Here is a 17353-nt window from a genome sequence, read left to right as displayed (position 1 = left end):
CACGCCACCGATTCGAGTCGACAACTCGATTCCAGGTTAGGCCGATTCCGTGCATTCGCGCAGGCGTCCGAGCCTGTGTAAGTACTCGCGAATGACACGCAATTCGTCCGAATCGAGCACTTCCGATGTGGCCCACTGTCGCAGGACTAGTTCCACACTGCGCGCTCTTTGCCGGAGTTCTTCCTCGTGCTCGAAGACTAGAGGTGGGTACCAGCGAGCCGGCCGGTAACTACGATCCTCTTCACCAAGGCAATGAGGTGATCGGGCGGCAAGGATCAGGCTCGCAGCTGCGTAACCCACGCAGGCGGGAGCAAGACCAGTGCTCGCAACCGATCGAGGCAGTTCTGCACCAACGCAAGCCGCGCTCAATAGTCGCTCGACCTCCATCACCGATGCTGCGTCGTCGAGTTCGAACGCGAAGTCGGCCGCGTAATCATTACCAAACGGAGAATATGACCAGATACCCATGATCGGAAGCTACTCATTCCGTGATTGCAGGCGGCAAGAACCACCGGCCCCGCGATTCGGAAGCCAGCGCACGCAGAACTTCGCGAGGCGCTGGATACGCCGGCCCTATGATGCGAACACTCGCGGAAGAGTGGGCGAGCTTGCGTAATCCATCAACTCGGGCGCAGTTCTCAAGGACCACATTCTGGAGCGTGTTCCCAAGGACCGAATCGTCAAAATCACCTGTCGCAGAGACTGATTCGAGCGTAAGGGAATCCAACAGCGGAGTACGAATACTGTCGGCATGGAACTCCCTGGCGCCGTGAACGTGCAGATTCTGAAGCTCAGGCAGGGCTGGGATCGACGACACTGCTGCGGCACTAGCGAGTGTCAGCCGCTTCAATCGAGTCGGCAAAGCCTCTACGCACTCGGCCGTTGGGTGGTCAATAAAAAGGTCAGCGAGCCTGGGAGCGCCCAGCACACTGCTCCACTCGGATCGGCTTTGACCAGCAAATGAGGTGAGTGCCGGCAGCGCACCGAGTTGGACTGGAAATCGGGGCCGAGCCTGAATCACGTCGATTGATTCGATCGCTTCTGCCTGCGCAAGAACGGTGAGGTCCCGGCACTTGGAATCTGCGACAAATAAGCTCCGCAACCGGTCGACAACTGGCTCGAGGAAGGCCAACGAATCCATCTCTTCCGGCATCGCCAAGATCTCGACGTCCAGTTTCTTGGCGAAGCGAGAGCGCGAAGCAAGCCGAAGCGGCACCCGGCCGTTGATGCGGAGCGTCATGTCATCTCCTGTGACGACCGGGAAGCAGATGCTGGCGGTTCTTCCCGATCGGATTCACCTTGTTATCGAGCTTTCTGATCCCGCCACGCCTGTTGATCTCAATTTGCTCGCGCACTTCCCGCTGTGTCTTCCCGCCTCGAACACGCTTAACCCGAGCGGTTCTCGACTGATTCTTGGTGATCTTCCCGGACTTGACGTGTTGAGACAAGCGCTTTCCGACGTTCGACGATTGCCCGACGTACTTGCCACCCGTACTGGTTCGCACGACATAGACCCCGCCGCGCGCAAGTTTGTATCCGCGGTAGGCCCAGGCTGCGGCGCCCACGCCTGGAAGCGCCATGGCTGCAACAGAAGCGTACGTTTTCCAGTGCTTCCTCATGTGGCTCGCGACCTTGCTTCTCCACCCCCATTCGCCGGTCAGGTCGGTCATGTTGATGGGGTCGGCAGGATAGGTGTAGGTGTTGTCGTTGCCGCCGGCGACCGGGTCTCTGGAGAGGAAGAGTCCGGTGGTCGGGTTGTAGAGGCGGGCGCCCATGAGGGTGAGTCCGCCGATCGTGTCGGTCGAGCGCTGTTTTGTTCCGAGCCACCCGTACTGGCCGCCAAGTGCCGTGTTGGCGTCTCGGGCGATGCCGTACTCAGTGGACTCGCTGTACCCGGCCAGACCCGACGTGGGGTTGGCCAGGTCGGCGGTGGCGACGATGTCGTCGTGCAGGTTCGCGATCTGCAGCGTAACGGTGCCGTCCTTCGCGGCGGTGATCGCGAGATCCCCGTCTATGCCCTCAATGTTGCGGGTCCAGGACTCCTCCCAGGTCGTGGCAGCGTCGGGTCGAGTCTTGGTCGCGACCCACGACGGGCTGTCACCGGAGTCGTCGTAATGGTTGACGACCTCACGGACCCCCACGCCATCGACGGTCTCGATGGTCGTTCCGATCCGTCCGGCTGCCTCCAGTCCGTAGGACTTGGACTTGGTGACATTGCCGCTGGCGTCGGGAACGGTCTGGGTGAGCTTCGCGACCATGTCGTTGGCGTGATATGCCACGGTCAACGCGCCCCCGGTCGGCGCGTCGGTATCGACAGCCGGGACGGTCCGAGTCCGACCCAGCGCGTCGTACCCGTCGAGGTAGCCGGGGTTGGTAATCCGGTCGGCTTGGTCGAACGACGAGGTGCTGGTCGTGCCACCGCTGGTGGTGCACGTTCCGTCGGCGGCGGCTCCGGTGGTGGTCAGACCGGTCCGGTTGGAGTCGAGAGTGAACTGGTAGGTACGAGTGGTGCAGCCGTCACCGGTGGTGTCCTCGACCTTGGTGAGTCGGTCGCGGTCGTCGTAGGTGTAGGTCTGTGACGAGCCGGGTGAAGACGCTTGGCGGACCTTCCCGTCGGCGTCGACGGTCTGACTGAACGCTGCCAGGTCGACTTCGTTGGCGTCGGTCCACGCCAGGGCCGTCTCGGTTCCGGCCGGGTCGTAGCTGCGGACTGAGGTGATCCCGCCTGGGTAGACGGTCTTGGTGGTGTTGCCGTCAGCGTTGTAGGCGGCGGTGATCTCGTCCGGGCCGGAGGCGAGATCGACGTCGAGCTTCGTCACCAGACCGCGCTTCTCGACGTCACCGTTGGCGTCAGTGCCGTCGTAGGTGTAGGTGTAGGTGCCCTTGTCGTTCTTTCTGGTCTTGATGCGTCCGGCGGCATCGTAGGTCGTCTCGGCGGTGTTGCCGGCGCCGTCGGTCTGGCTGATGGTGCGGCCCCACGCGTCGTAGCCGGTGGTCTGTGTCGACCCTCCGCTCGTGACGGTGGTCGGCAGGCCGGTCGACGATGAGTAGGCATACGTGGTCGCGGCCACTGGCTGGTCCGCGGCCGGTGCACCTGTGACGGTGGTGGACTCGCTGGTCTTGCGGCCTGCGGTGTCGTAGCCGGTCAGCTCGATCCGGCTCATGGAGCCGGATGTCTCGACCAGGCGTGTGGGGTTCAGGAGGTAGTCGTAGCCGGTCGTCTTTTCGACCGGGATCGGCTCGCCGCTGGCGGGTTGAGCGGCCGGGCCGGTCTGGCAGACCAGTCCTGCCCATTGGGGCTTGTCGCGGCAGGCCTCGACCGATGCGGAGGTGTTGGCGGTGTAGTAGGTGGTGACGGTGGTGCGGACCTGGCGGTCGCTACCGCTGGCGGCGACTCCTTCGGGGGTCGTACTGGCGATCAGCAGACCGTCGGCGTTGTAGCGGGTCTGGGTGGTGGACCAGCCCGATCCGAGCTCGGTCGAGGTGTGGGTCGCGTTACCGGTCGTCCATCCGTCACCGTCACCGGTCTCGATGGGGTCGTAGCGGTAGCGGGTGCGGGTGATGTCGTAGGTGGTGCCTTCGGCGTCGATGACGCCGCCGCGTTCCTCGACCGGCAGGTTCAGTGCCGGCGCGTCGGGTTCGGGGGTCGGCCGACCGGGGGCGGGGACGTTCTCGGCCGCGGCTTCGTCGTCGTAGACGGTCTCGGAGTAGTCCCGCGCGGCGATCACGTCACCGTTCTTCAGCATGACCGTCCGGGTCGGGCCGGTGGTCGACTCGGCCCGGGTGCCGTCGGCGTTGTACGTGGTGATCGTGGCGAGCGTGTTCGCGACCTCGGCCGACTCCGACGCCACCGTGCTGGAGGACAAGGCCTGACCGCGGTTGCCCTCGTCGAGCGCCCAGACCACGTTGCCCTTGGCGTCGTAGGTGGCCGTGTCGAGCTGCCAGTCCCCGGCGCCGTAGGTGGCGGTGTTGGTGGTGCGGCCTTCGGTGTCCCAGTAGGAGATCGTGCCGTCGGACGGCGCTGGACTCGTCGGGGCGTCCGGCCCGTACACGGTCGCCGCAGCAACGGGCGGGTTCGTCTGACCCCACTTTGCCACCCCGCCGGCGGTCACGTCTGGCAGGTCGGTGCCGCTGAGCGGTGTCGTGTAGTCGACCGTCCAGGTGGCGTCGTCGGACCCGGACGTCTGGGCGCGCTTGACCGTGGTCAGTTTGCCCTCGTCGTCGCCACTGGTGCCGTAGGTGAAGCGCCACGGCGTCAGACCGGGCTCGGTGATCTTCGTGACCACGGTCTTGGAGCCGATGGTGTCGTACTCGTACTCGGTCTTCAGCGCGGCGCCGAGCCGCGGGTCGCTCATCGAAGCCAGCCGGCCGTCAACGTACGTGTACTCGGCGACGGTGATGGTCTTCATGCCCGCGGCGTTCGAGGGCGTGCCGTCGGTGTCCGGGACGGGGTCCCAGATCCGCAGGTCGATCTTCGTCAGGAGGTTGTCTGTGTTGTAGTGCAGCAGTAGCGCGCGGCATCCGGCGGACTGGCCGCCGCCCGCGGGCTCGCCCGGGTTGTCAGGCCTACACGTGACGTCGGTGGGTGCGGCGCCGTAGATGGCTTTGACTCGTCCGTCCGGGTGGTGGTCGTACTTCGTGGACCCGGTCTCGAAAGGCTCCTGAACTTCGTCGATGACCCAGTTACCCGAGCCCACATGCTTCCAGGTGGTCTCGGTGCCGTCCTCCTGGGTCAGGGTGAGCTTCTTGGTGCCCGATTCGCTGTAGAGCTCCAGGACGTCGTTGTCGGTGCTCGTCTCGGCATCACCCACGTAGTAGCCCGCCAGCTGAGCGGCGGCCTCGTCGCCCTCGTGCACATAGGTCGCCGAGGAACCATCCGGGGACACCAGCGTGATCGCCGCTTCGCTGGCGGTACGGTCGACGACCTCCAGCGACGCCTCTCCTGCCTCTGGGCCGGCCAGGTCGGCCACCCAGCCGGGGCCGAATACCGACGCGGCCGGGGAGGTCGCACCAGCGAAGGACCGGTGCGAGCGGCCGATCGCCAGATCGCCACCGAATCCGGGGACGGACACGTCAGTCTGGTCCAGGGAGAACTCGCCCGTGGACAGGGCCAGGGTCCCCGGGCCGAAGGATTCATTCGGGAAGCTCGACCCGAATGCGGCCGGCACCAGGGTCACCTGACGCGACGGCGTGCACTTGGAGATGCCATCGGACTCAAAGCACACGCGCATGTCTCGTACAGCCGGCGCGGCAATACCGGCCTCGGCACCCATGTCCCACGTCATCGACGGAGTCAGACTCGTCCCGAAGTCCGACGTGGACACCGACACGCTCCCGCTCGAACTAGCTCCACTAACTTTCGTCGCCGTCACCCAAGGCGCGGTGTCGTCACCGGGTGCCCGGTACTCGATGTGCGCCCCCGAGGCGCCGCCGGGGCCTTCGGCGGTGACCAGCGTGGTCGAACTGGTGCGCTCGCCCTGGACCGGAGTGATCGTCGCGCCCGCGCCGGTACCGAACCCAAACACGCTCGCTGCCGACGGGTTGCCCGCGATGTCGGTCGCGATGAACTGCAGACCCAGGACTCCATCGTTGGCGATCGGCATCGCCGGGGTCGTGGCCACGCCCGAGGCGTTCGCCGCCAGCGCAGTCTGCGGCTGCTTGTTACGCGTCCAAGTGATCGTCTTTGCGCCCGCCGACGTCACCGTGCAGCTGGTCGACTCGGCCGGCCGCGTGTCATACCACTGACCCGAGGCGACACCTCCGGTGCAGGTCACCGTCGGGGTCGGCGGAGCGACCGTGTCCACGACCAGCGGAACCGCCTTGTAAGACGTTGAGTCGGCATGGCCATCGTTCGCGTAGACGCGCAACTGATAGGTGCCGTCAGTCAGCGTCGGCAGCTCCTTGACCGCCGTGCCACCAGACGCCACATAGGCCGACAGCTGGTCCGCGCCGACCTGGGTGCTGCCCTGGATGATCTTGATCTTCGAACGGACCGTACCCCCGTCAGGGTCCGCGACGGTGACCGAGACTCGCGGCTTGGCAGTCCGGGCGTACAGGGTTCCGCCGCTGGACGTGGAGTTCGCAACCGTGACCGCCGACGGCGTCGCCGGAGGCCGGTTGTACGTGACCGTGATCTGCGGGATCAGCGATTCGCTGCCGGTGTAGTGCGCCGACCGGAACTTGCGCCACGACCTGTTGTCTGTCTCGTTGTCTGCGGTGATCCGCACTCCGTGGTTCGCGGCGCCGGCCGCCCACGACTTGGCGATGTTGGTGACGTTGATGTAGTCGAACGACTTCGCCGAACAGGCCGACGGGCCTCCCTTGGACGCCAAGGTCGCTGATGTCTGGTCGTCGTTGGTCACTGCCGGCTGGTTCGCCCAGCTCAGCGTGGTCCCGGACCACGTCTGTGTGATTCGCTTGACTCGGAACAGAGCCGACCCGCACACCTGCGACTCCGAAGGGTAGAGCCTCAGCTTGGCATCCAGGATCTGCTTGCCTGCATAGGCAGACGATGAGAACCGCGCCCACGAACGCGCCTTGTAGGTTCCCCCGTTGTACGTGCCGACGCGCAAGAATTCGTCGTTCAGCATCGCGTTCGGATAGTTGGTGGTCTGCACCCAAGCGCTACTGCCCGCCTGCACCACGAACGTCGGATCAACCGTCACTGGGTACTCAGTCGTCGGGTCACTCAACATCTCAGTATCGGGCGTCAGCACCAAGGTCGCGTCGGCGCCGTCCTGCTCGACCTCGACATCCACCGGCGCCACATTCGCCGGATCTCCAGCATCGGTCTCGGTCGCGTCCCACATGACCGGCGGGACAGCCGTGACCAGCGTCTCCTTGCCCTCGACGACAGCGAGTGAGCGATCCTCGCCAACCTCGAGTTCGGCGTCACCCAACTGGACCGGGATCGGGATCTGCAGACCGTCCGTGGGCTCCTCGCGCAGGACAATCGAGTGACTGAACCCGGTGCGGAGGGCGGTGACCACCAGGTCTCCGTTCTCCACCACGTCCGGATAGGTCAGTGTCGCACCATCCACCTTCGGCTCCGGCAGATCCGAGGGCCACTGCCACTTCAGATCCTGACCCTCGACATCGGACAGCTCGACAAAGGTCGCGTCCCCACCGGACGAGAACACCGCATCCACAGGGGCGGCCCTGGGAGACCAACCATCCTCAGTCTCGACCAGCGTCAGATCAATCCGCTCCCACGAGCCGTCCTCATCCTCGGTCCAGACCGGCTCGGCGAACGAATCGGTCGTAAACGACCCGTCCGGATTCGCCAACGTGCGAGTCGAGGCGGTCCGCTCCGACAACACTTCAACCTGCTCGTCCAGAGCCCGAGCAGTCGAGGACGCCGACACCGCATCCGGGCGATCCACCGAACCGTCGCCATCAGAATCTCGCGCGGTCTTTGGCTCGACGGCGCCCGGCGCGGGAGCTTCCTCAGCTACGGCGTTCGGTGCCGCTGCGATACCTACCACCAAGGCCGTCGCGCTCGCGGCGACCAGCGTCGCCAAGACCGAGGGCCTGACATCTAAGCCAGACCGCGTCGCGTGAACCCGCATCGTTACTCCCCGAGAATCGTCTATTCACAATCGGTTGTCACACCAGTCACAGGAGCAACATGCGATTTTCTTACGCGGATCTTAGGTCGCCCAAGTCGCGCTTGGCAAACTCGTGTCTTATCCTTCGCAGCGCAACCGCTTGGACCCCAGACTCACTCCTGCAGCGAGAGCGTGCCGTGCGACTGGTCGGTCAGATCGAAGAGATCTCGAGAGACACGCTGGGCCCAATCACCGAGTACGCGGCGGCTTGTCCGCCGTACGCAGACAGGCGCCGCCGCGGAGACATCTTTTGAGCTCTCGCTTCACTTCGATCGTGAACCCGTGCGTCGACGCGACAGGGACGTCCGCCGTGACTGCCACAACGTCGTGCTCCTCCATCCTCACGAACCGACGAAGGTTCTGTCGGCTCGATCGAGCATTCTTCGTGCCGTGGAATTCACAACTGTCGCACTCATCACGGCCCTGGCCGGAACCTGCATCCAGGCGTACTGGCGACTCCGCACGATCCGCGACGTCGAACTCGAGTTGGTTCAGCACTTCAACACCGTGCGTGAACTGATCGAGGAAGTGCCGCGGTTTCGTCCCGCACGGCGGCAACAACGCAGGCGTGAGGTTAGACGAGCGCTTGCTGAACGCCCCGAGGATCTACTCAACTACCAACGGGTCCTGTGGGAGCTGAGGGGCTGGGTCTTGCTGGTTGTCGCGTCATTCTTTGCGCTCGTAGGTGCGATCGGTTGCTAGATGCCGAACCCCATGACCCGCGTTCAACGTCCTGTCCAAGGCCAAGACGGATCTGCTCTGCCGCGAGGTCGCGGCTACATCGCGGAAGGGTCTCTTGCTGTAGCCGCTCACTCTCCACCCTGAGCGCTTCGCTGATCGCCTCGAATGCCTTCCGATAAAAAGAGTCCGTGGCGGTGAAATAGACACGCCCGCCGAGTCGGGTCTCAGCCAGAAGGTCAAACTCCACGAACCGTCGAAGCTCAGCGGTAACGGCGCTGGAGCAAGTCCGATAGGACGATCATCTTCTGGTCTATTCCGCATGAGGCGGATCGGCTTGGGTGGTCAGCCGTCCAAGCCCCGCCAGCCGCCCTCCGCCGCCACCGTCGAGTTCGGCCGGCGTGTTCGCGAGTTGCGCGAAGGCCTAAGGTCGCTCGCGGAGGCACTCGCCGCCCGCGCTGGAGTCCACTGGACCTTCCTTGGCCACGTCGAACGCCGTCAGCGCAGCATCCGATTCGACAACATCTTGCGGATCGCCGGCGGGCTCGGCGTCGGACCGGGCTTGCTACTGGACGGCCTCGTGACGCCGAACCCGCAGTAGGCTTCGTCCCCCGAAGACTCGAAGTCCTTGAGGGCCGAGAATCGGTGATTCTGTCGGTCGCCCATGATCTGATTGGACGGACTGAGTCCAATTGGAGGGGCTGTGGCCGAGCTCGACATCACCCGACTGCCGCAAGGCGAACTCGCCGCACGCGAGCTTATCGCGGCGATCGCGGCGAATGGCGATCAAGTCGAGCACCACTACCTGGAGGTAAAGAGCAGCCTCGACTTCGAGAAGAAGTCCGATGTCGCAAAGATCGCCAAGTTCATTCTTGGGGCCGCCAACCGGATGCCTGACCTCGCCTCGCGGGCCTTCGACGGACGGGCGATCATGGTGCTCGGAGTTGGCACCGACACGATCAGCGGCGTCGCGCCCGTTGAGGTAATGGAGATCGCAACGCGCATCAAGCCCTACCTCAGTGCTGAAGGTCCACGATGGGACCTTCAGAGACTCTCCATCGAGGGCTCGGAGAACCAAGTCCTCCTGATCATCGTTGACCCTCCGGTATTCGGCCAGGACCTCTTCGTGTGCCATAAAGACGGTGATGGCCTCGCAAATGGCGCGATCTACATTCGAAGCGAAGGTCAGACACGACCTGCCCACGCGGACGAGATCAAGCAACTTGTTGGTCGCGGCAAGCAGCGTCAATCGCCAGTGTCGCTGGATGTTCGCACTGTCGGATCGGCGCATCGCTACTCGGTGCACGAGGCAGATTCCTTAGATGACTACATCACAAAAACAAGGAATCGGTTGCTCGAAGCACGCCGACGGGAGATCCGCAAGCAGACGTCCCGGTTTGGCTTCTCCGGAATGGAGGTCACGGGGCTCGCGGCGATCGCGGCCAGCATGAGTACCCCAGAACACCGAACCAGCAAAGAGTACGAGGCCGAGATCGCCGACTGGGAACAGGCCGCCAAGGACGCGTGGCCGGTAGCCGTTGATCGAGTTAGTGCCCATGCATTCGGCGGCGTCGCATTCGAGATCTCAAATGGTGCCGACACATACCTTCCCGATATGCAGCTGTCGGTCCATCTCGAAGGTGCCGTCGAAGGCATCGAATGGGGCTCGCCTGGCGCGGATCTTGTCTCCCTCAACTCCCTCCCTAAGCCGCCACGACCATGGGGTCCGCGGCAGAAGCCTATGGGTCCGGAGGCCTACCGGATGGCTTCATTCATGTCGCCCACCGTCCCGTCCCACGACTTTACGCAGTCAGGAGTGACTTTCCGCAACTCAGGTTCGGTCACTGTCGACATAGCCGTGGGGGACCTGCGCCCTCGTCAGACACACCGAACAGACAGCGACGACCTTGTACTCATCGTCCGCTCACCAGAACTCTCCTCGGTTCGCGGAACCTGGCAGGCAACCGCGCGTGATCGCGATGAGGTGTTTGAGGGCGAGCTGCAAGTCGACGTTGAGCCGCCGCAGGATCTGACCGCAATGCTCAGAGTTCTTCTCCGACTAGATCCGGCACCTGAGTCTTTATGATCATCGACTCACTGGGCGGCTTCATAGGCCGAGCATTTCGGAGCGGTGCGTGTGAAAGACGTCCCATGGCGACGCCCTCTCCGAAAGCTGCGGCCGAGACGCGAAGTACTTGAAGCGCTTGCGGATTATCCCGAAGAAATCCTCAACTATCGCCGCGTGTTCTGGGAACTCATCAGTTGGGTCCTCCTAGTGGTCGCCTCGGTCTGCGCCTTGTTGGATACCGTCCTGTAACTCCTAGCCGGCAACAACGCGCTTTAGGGAGAAACCCGGTCATCTTGCGTAGCTTGGCATTGCCTGACCGAAGGGTCAGAGATGCTCCTTCAACCACTTCGAACCCTTCTGGTTGATGCCGTACCACGCCGCGACACCAGCGAGTTCAGCGACCAAGAGCTCATCGTTGCTGTCGAGATGCGCCTTCAACTCGTCGCGTACCTGAACGCACGTCTTTGATGTCCTGATCAACCACGTTGAGTCGAGGTGGTGCCAGTATGTGCCGTACGACCTCAGCGCCTCGATCAACTTGTCGTAGTTCTGCCCGGACTTGTTCAGGTCGTATCCGACCATCAGCGTCTTCATCACTCTCCGTCTCCTTGCCGGTCGTCAACTCCAGCCATACTGATGGATTCCACCGACATTTCGTGGTGTCCGGCCCCCATATATCACAGAGAAGAGTGGTACTTCCTACCTAACTGTTCCCATCGTCCTCGAAATGGCCGCGCGCGACAGCCTCCGCTAGTTGCGATACCCGCACGGCGACATTCGGACCCGCCACCATCCGTTCCTTATGGACGACTTTCCCAGAACCCATTTGCCGGTAGCGCTTGCGCACCACCGCCACGTTCACGGGAATCCATCTCGACAGTTGGCCAACGAGTAGCACGTACAGAGCCAGGATTACCCCGCTGATTGGGTCGGCACCGTCGATTCCTCTGAGAGGTACAAATCGAGGCAGCGAGAACACTTCGTACTCATAACCACCACGCACTATGTTGACTTCCTCGGGACTTACATCCCGTCTCTCTGACGCGGTTGCTATGCGCTAAACCTCGATTCGATCGATCACATTTACATGAGGGCGCGGGCGACGCCGTTGGCGACGATCAAGACGGCGACCGCGACCGCCTGGTAGCCCTTGCGACGCAGGAAGTGCGAGGCCGAGCGTACGGGAACGTGCTGCAGGCCCGAGCCCTTTTCGCATACGGAATCTTCCGCTGCCCGATTCGCCCGCTCGTTAGCAAGCCCGGAAGATGCGCTGGTTCCACCGACTTCGCCGGTACGGCGTGGTCGAGCAATAGAGGTCGCTCTACCCATGGACGAAGGACGCTCCGTCGGGCTGGCGCGGGTCAGGAGATGCGAAATCGTTCGACCCCAGCGCTCCAGTGACTCTCGCTCGAAGAGCTTCTTGCCCGAGCTCGTCGCCAGATGCTTGCCCAATGTCGGCTATCGCGCGGGCGCGTCGAACCGCTCCCAGGGCGCAGGCGCGGTCGTGCCCTTGCGCGTCCGAGCCAGTGTCGCCGAATCCCGACACGGAATCGACTTGGTACCGATCGCGGTAGGTAACCACGGCTCGCAGCTCGTGTAGCCATCGGTCGCGCTGAGGGCTGCCCGCGGGCGGGGGTGGACCGAGTCGCCTCAACCACCGCTCCTGGCGGGCGAGCGAGCGTTGGACGAGGGCATCCGTGCGCCTCTCGATGAGTTGGCGTCGCTGGGCGAGCGCTTTGGCCATCTCGATTTCCATCGGGCCCTCGGCGATCGGAATCAGCCCCGCGATGAGTCGCAGGGGTCCCCGTTGGTGGTGGTGACTGTGCCGAGCGACGATGCGCTGGATGCGGCTGATGAGTACGGCACCGATGTCGTTGGCGCCTGCGAGCGATCGCTGGGCGATCAGTGGCGGAAGTTCAGCGTCGAGGTCCAGGTGATTGGCTTCGGCTCGGCGAAGTTCGGCGGCGAGTGGACCGAAAGAACCTGAGTTGAGCAGGTCGTCAACTTGGTCGTTGGTCAAGCCCGTCCGGGTGAGGAGGTCGATCCACCGGTCGCGTTGGGCGACTGCGGCGATGGTCTCGTACTCCGCGGCGATCTGAGCGATCGACGACCAAGACTCGTGCTCGGCCTCGATGGCCTGGTGGGCGGAGAGTTCGGCGCCGGAGTGTTGCAGTACACCGTGCAGGACCGATCTGGCAGAGATCTCGGGGTCTTCGGGGATGGTGTGGCTGTCGTCCGGCTGGTCGAGGGCGACGTACGCGGTGTTGGTGTCGCGGCCGCGGGTCAGGGAGACGTAGAGGTTCTCGCGGGTGGTGGAGGCGGAGACGACGACGTGGGCGGTGTCGACGGTGACGCCTTGGGCGCGGTGAGCGGTGATGGCGTAGCCGAGTTCGACGCTCTCGGCGACATACACGGCCGGGAGGGTGACCGAGCGACTAGGCCGGACGCCGAGTCGTTCGACGTGGAGTGAGCCGTCACGCCCGACGGACAAGACACGCCAGCGATCTCCGTTGCGAACCCACCCGCCGCGCGACGGCGCGAGTCGGCGATCGTTGCATCGGCTGATGATGAGGTCCCCAGTCGAGGCGCAGGTGCCGTCGGCGAGACTTACCTCGCGGGCTGCGTCTGTGTCTCCCTCGAGGATGCGCTCGGCTCGAGCACGGTTGTTCAGTTCGATGACGGAGTGGGTGGAATCGGTGACGAGGATGCTCTCGCGACCGGCGCAAGTGTCGGCTCGCCACGCGTTGTACGCAGCGTCGATCATCTGGGCGGTAGCGCCTTCCCGGACCCGGTCGTGACGGATGTAGGTGTCGATGACGGCGGGCCGGCCAAACCTCAGGTCGAGGGAGGCGGTCTTCTCCCAGTCTTGAGTGAAGCGGTGAAGTTCCGTGAGCTCGGGAGCGTCGCCCCGGGTCGCCGCCAAGAGGTTGAATGCTCCGCCGGCCTCGACCGATTGCAGTTGGGCCCAGTCGCCGACGAGCAGGACCTTGGCGGCGGCGTCTTCGGCCAGGCTAGTGATCCGGTCGAGCGCGAGGGTTCCGGACAGCGTGGCCTCGTCGATGATGACCAGTTGTCCGGCTCGCAGCGCCGTGCGGCCGTGGTCGAACTCGTACAGCCACTTGGCGGTGTTCTCACAGGCGATCCCCAAGTCGTCAGCGAGGACCTGCGCGGCAACCGCGCTGGGCGCAAGTCCAACCACGCTGTCCTTACCGTGCTCGTCCTGCCACGCCCGGCGCAGCGCACGCATGGCAGTGGTCTTGCCCGCGCCAGCCGGACCGATCAAGAGATCAACTCGGCGACCCGAAGCCGCGATGCGAGCGAGCGCCTGCCCTTGCTCCTCGGTGAGTCGTGTCCCGTGCGCTCTTCCGTGCGCGTGACGCTCGATGGCGTGAGAGCTGAGGAGAGGTGCCGTCACGTCGTCGGCTCGGGCGAGGAGCTGGCCCTCCGCCGCGAGGAGTTCGCTCGAGCTGTAAACGATTCCATGGCGAGGCCTGAACTGCGATGAACCGTCCGGCCGCCTGAAGACCTGCGGACTGACGGCTAGCTCAGGTGGCGTGACCCTCAGCGACTGTTGCTCCGCCGCCTCGACGACTCGTCGCACGACCTCCTCGCGATCATCGGCCGTCGCGAACCGCCAGGACATCGTTTGTCGTGAAGCTTCGGCCCAGAGGTTCCAGTGTCGCCAGGTCGAGCGCTTCTGACTCACAGCCGTCACGACCGTCCCACCGACAAGGTCGACGACGTCGAGGCTGACGTCATCGGCCCGGAGCGTGTGCCGCGATCGCGCGTTCTGGGTGAGCCCGTGCGCCCAGATCAGCGCCGGCCCATCCAGGATCCGGTCAGCCCGGACGCGCCATTCATCGGTCAGATCTGACAGCGCACGGACCTGCTTGTCCGGCCGCGTGGCGAGTGTCGCCTGAGCACGCAACCGGATGACCGTGGTGCGCGACGGCCGTTTCCCATGCGCAGCGACGTAGTCCCTGATGAGCCTGTCCTTTTCGACCTCGATGGCGCGAGCCCGGCCGGAGAACTCATCGACGAGTCGCTCAGAGACGCGCGCGAGCTCCCACGAGGGGTTGCGGTCCTTGCCCCGCTGACGCTGTTCCCAGTCCAGGCCGAACCGCTGCGTGATGCGGTCGGCCAGGACGGCGTTGTAGTGCTCGGACAGTGCGACCACGGCCGCGTACAGTGGGCGGCTGTCGAGGCTGCGCCACTTCCCGTCACCAACGGTCTTGACCTTGTTGGAGATGACGACGTGCGTGTGCAGCTGCGGGTCGCCGAGCCGTGAGTCCCAGTGATCAAACGCGGCCGCAATCACGCCGACGACATCTATCTGCGCGACCGCACCAGTTCCGTTGTTCCGGCCGACGCGAGTGACCGCAACCTCGCGCTCGAGCAGATCCAGGGTCTCTTTGACGGCCGCGTGGTGCGCCTCGACGATCAGCGCTTGGGTGCCGGCGTCGGCGACTCCCCACAGCACCGACACCGACTTCGGCACCGAGAACGTGAAGTCAAAGCCCGCTACCGCACGGCTCTCCCCCAGTACCTGCTCTTCCGCCGTGATCTTCCCGATCGCGTCTGTCCGCTGGTCTTCGCTAAGTGAGCCGCTCAGGCTGGCTGCACGGCTCGCGATGCGCTCACAGATCGACGCGTACTGCGGAAACGCCAGACCCAGCTGCTCCCCCGTCACCGGATCGCGGCCCGCGCCCAGCAAGAGCGCGAGCTGATCGCCGGTCACCGGATCGCCCGCCGACAGGACTCCCCGACTCATCGCGCACACCCCTCGACCGAGCCAGCGGCCAGGAGGGGTCCCAGCCTCCGCGTAGTAGCGGGTCAAGGGCGTCGACAACGCGCGGTCCCCGTCCGCGGCGACGACGCACTTCAGGAGGTACTTGTAGCCGTCGCCGGCAGACATCACCTTCATCGACACCGTCATCGCTTCGATACCTCCCGCTCAACAGAGGTGCGTGCCACGAACCACAGCACCGTTTTCGATCGACTTATCCACAGGTTGACCCTCGCTGAGCCGACCTCAGGTGCCAGACGTGTAACCCTCCAAACACCAGCCGCGAACACCTAGGCGGCAAGGGGTGTTCGGACCCGGCGGCACACCTTCGGTTCAGGACTACGAATTCGGAAGGAGCAGATCAGCCATGGAAGACAGTTGCGCTTCTCGTTCCTCCGGTGGCTCAATAGGTCGTGACGGCGTCTTCACCGGTTTTCGGTGGTCGCGCCGTCTGCGTCCTCCCCGGGTCACCCGTGGAGGAAGGCAGGCATCGGGGGCGATGACGACCACACGCGGCGTACGGCTTCTCGCGACAGCAGCACTCCTGCTCGCCGCGCTGGCGGCGTGCTCGAATGACGACGGCGAGCCGCCCACGGCGACTACGTGGGCCTCGCCGACAGCTTCGGCCTCGACAGCCACCACTCCCCCGACCCCGGCGGAGCTCGCCACTCGAACCGCTGAGGCGAAGCTCCGCGAGTACTTCGTCGTCCGGAATGAACTGAGGAAGGATCCGAGTCAGTCGTTCTCGCCGTTGAAGGAGGTGGCGATCAGCACCGAGCTGACGGCACAGCAACGGGTCTTCAAGAACGCGCGTCGAGACGGCGTTCATCAAACTGGCGACACCGAGATCGCGGAGCTCAAAGTCCAGTCAGTAAACCTCGACAACTCGGACCCGAAGGCCGGACGAGTGCCGGCCGTCCTGATCGATGTCTGTTATGACGTCAGCGGTGTCGACCTGATCGATGAAGACGGAAAATCCGTCGTGCGTGCCGACCGTCCCAGCACGGGATGGATTCGGTACACGATCGCGAACTTCGAGTGGGATTCAGATCCCGACGGCGCGTGGCGGGTCGCTTCGAGCCAGGACATCGAGCAGACACCTTGCGTCGCGTCCTGATCACCATCATTGGATGTTGCGCTGCGGCGCTGAGTCTCGTCGTCGACGGGTCCTTCGTGGCGTACGCCGCACCCGAGTGTCACGTTGTCGATCCCGAGAGCGGTCTGTGTTCCGTCTACGCCGAAGTCCCTGACAAGCCGGCGAAACCTGGCGACCCGGGTTCTGGAGGACCGAAGGACTCGGGAGGCGGTGCCAGTTGTTACTGGGATGGGACGAAGAACGGGATTCCGAAGCCACCGCCGGGTCCGGTCCCGTGTAGCACCGATTTTGGGTACTGGTCGAACGCCCTGAACTGCTATGTCCGTCTCGCTGATCCGCAACCCATCGCTGGCGATCCGGCGTGGCAGGGTCACGAGCCCGGCGACGGCGACGTCTATGAGTGCTGGCAACCCCAGACCGATCTGCAGATCCAGGTCTGGTCGGCCACTCCGCCAGTGAACTCGGGTGCCGGTCCGACACCGAGAGAAGTCGCCCAGATCGCCGTCGACCGGATGGGACTGCGGGCGATCGACATCGGGATCGTGCCCGAGCCCGGCCCGGATCGCATCGGGATCGTGGGGATGCCGGTGTGGATGTGGGTCGCCTCGCCGAACCAGCACACGTGGGGGCCGATCACGGCGTCCGCGTCCGCGGGTGGCATCACCATCACCGCCACCGCGCGAGTGGAGCGCATCCGTTGGGACATGGGCGACGGAACGAAGATCACGTGCCGCAACAGGGGCACGGTCTACAAGGCCGCGTTCGGGAGATCGAAGTCACCGACGTGCGGTCACACCTACGAGACATCGAGCGGAGGCCTGCCCGACGACAGGTTCACCGTCACCGCGACCTCGACCTGGGTCGTGACCTGGGAAGGCGCCGGCCAGAGCGGAGTCATCCGCCTGAACGGGCTAGAGCGGTCGGTCCGTGTCGCTGTCGGCGAAGCACAAGTGCTCGTGCAGTAACGGCGACGACAGATTAAGAACACGACGCCCATCAGCTTCCCAAGGAAGCGATCCACCGCGGACCTCATTTGCGGCCGTCCGCCGAGCTCCCGCGCGGGCTTCTCTGTGCGACTCATCCTGCCGGTGACCACAGCCCAACCTACGGTGATGCCG

The 17353-nt window shown here is 64.4% G+C and carries 10 protein-coding genes; 5 read left to right on the top strand and 5 right to left on the bottom strand.

Annotated elements, in window-relative coordinates:
* Positions 1–36: 36 nt before the first annotated feature.
* Genes ACY1JX_RS14075 through ACY1JX_RS14065 form a run of 3 tightly spaced genes read right to left on the bottom strand, consistent with a single transcriptional unit; the run spans position 37 to position 7520 of the window.
* A complete protein-coding gene (locus ACY1JX_RS14075; protein ID WP_462564360.1) occupies positions 37–468 on the bottom strand; it encodes a DUF4259 domain-containing protein in 432 nt (143 codons plus the stop codon).
* Positions 469–481: 13 nt separating this feature from the next.
* Positions 482–1240 (bottom strand): hypothetical protein, encoded by a 759-nt coding sequence (locus ACY1JX_RS14070; protein WP_462564359.1) that lies wholly within the window; start codon positions 1238–1240, stop codon positions 482–484.
* 1 nt (position 1241) lies between these two features.
* On the bottom strand, positions 1242–7520 hold the full coding sequence (locus ACY1JX_RS14065; RefSeq protein WP_462564358.1) for a DNRLRE domain-containing protein: 6279 nt from the start codon (positions 7518–7520) through the stop codon (positions 1242–1244).
* A 477-nt stretch (positions 7521–7997) separates the two neighbouring features.
* On the opposite strand from ACY1JX_RS14065, the gene ACY1JX_RS14060 reads away from it, so the two are divergent.
* The 3 genes from ACY1JX_RS14060 (at position 7998) to ACY1JX_RS14050 (ending at position 10371) form a co-directional block, all read left to right on the top strand.
* Positions 7998–8309 carry a hypothetical protein gene (locus tag ACY1JX_RS14060; RefSeq protein WP_462564357.1) on the top strand — a complete coding sequence of 104 codons (312 nt, stop codon included), beginning with the start codon at positions 7998–8000 and terminating at the stop codon, positions 8307–8309.
* 298 nt (positions 8310–8607) lie between these two features.
* Complete coding sequence (locus ACY1JX_RS14055) at positions 8608–8886, top strand: helix-turn-helix domain-containing protein (protein ID WP_462564356.1); 279 nt, start codon at positions 8608–8610, stop codon at positions 8884–8886.
* Positions 8887–8988: 102 nt separating this feature from the next.
* A complete protein-coding gene (locus ACY1JX_RS14050) occupies positions 8989–10371 on the top strand; it encodes a hypothetical protein (protein WP_462564355.1) in 1383 nt (460 codons plus the stop codon).
* A gap of 306 nt (positions 10372–10677) precedes the next feature.
* Here ACY1JX_RS14050 and ACY1JX_RS14045 read toward each other — a convergent pair whose 3' ends face one another.
* Together ACY1JX_RS14045 and mobF are read right to left on the bottom strand one after the other, a co-directional pair.
* Complete coding sequence (locus tag ACY1JX_RS14045) at positions 10678–10950, bottom strand: hypothetical protein (RefSeq protein ID WP_462564354.1); 273 nt, start codon at positions 10948–10950, stop codon at positions 10678–10680.
* Positions 10951–11674: 724 nt separating this feature from the next.
* Positions 11675–15289: a MobF family relaxase gene (gene mobF / locus ACY1JX_RS14040; RefSeq protein WP_462564353.1), complete on the bottom strand. Its 3615-nt coding sequence runs from the start codon at positions 15287–15289 to the stop codon at positions 11675–11677.
* 349 nt (positions 15290–15638) lie between these two features.
* Between mobF and ACY1JX_RS14035 the strand changes: the two genes are divergently transcribed.
* A complete protein-coding gene (locus ACY1JX_RS14035) occupies positions 15639–16256 on the top strand; it encodes a hypothetical protein (protein ID WP_462564352.1) in 618 nt (205 codons plus the stop codon).
* On the top strand, positions 16241–17200 hold the full coding sequence (locus ACY1JX_RS14030; protein WP_462564351.1) for a hypothetical protein: 960 nt from the start codon (positions 16241–16243) through the stop codon (positions 17198–17200). Before ACY1JX_RS14035 ends, ACY1JX_RS14030 begins: the two co-directional genes overlap by 16 nt.
* Positions 17201–17353 lie beyond the last annotated feature (153 nt).

This window comes from Aeromicrobium sp. JP4, from assembly GCF_054957925.1.
This window is presented reverse-complemented; position numbering and strand designations above follow the sequence as displayed.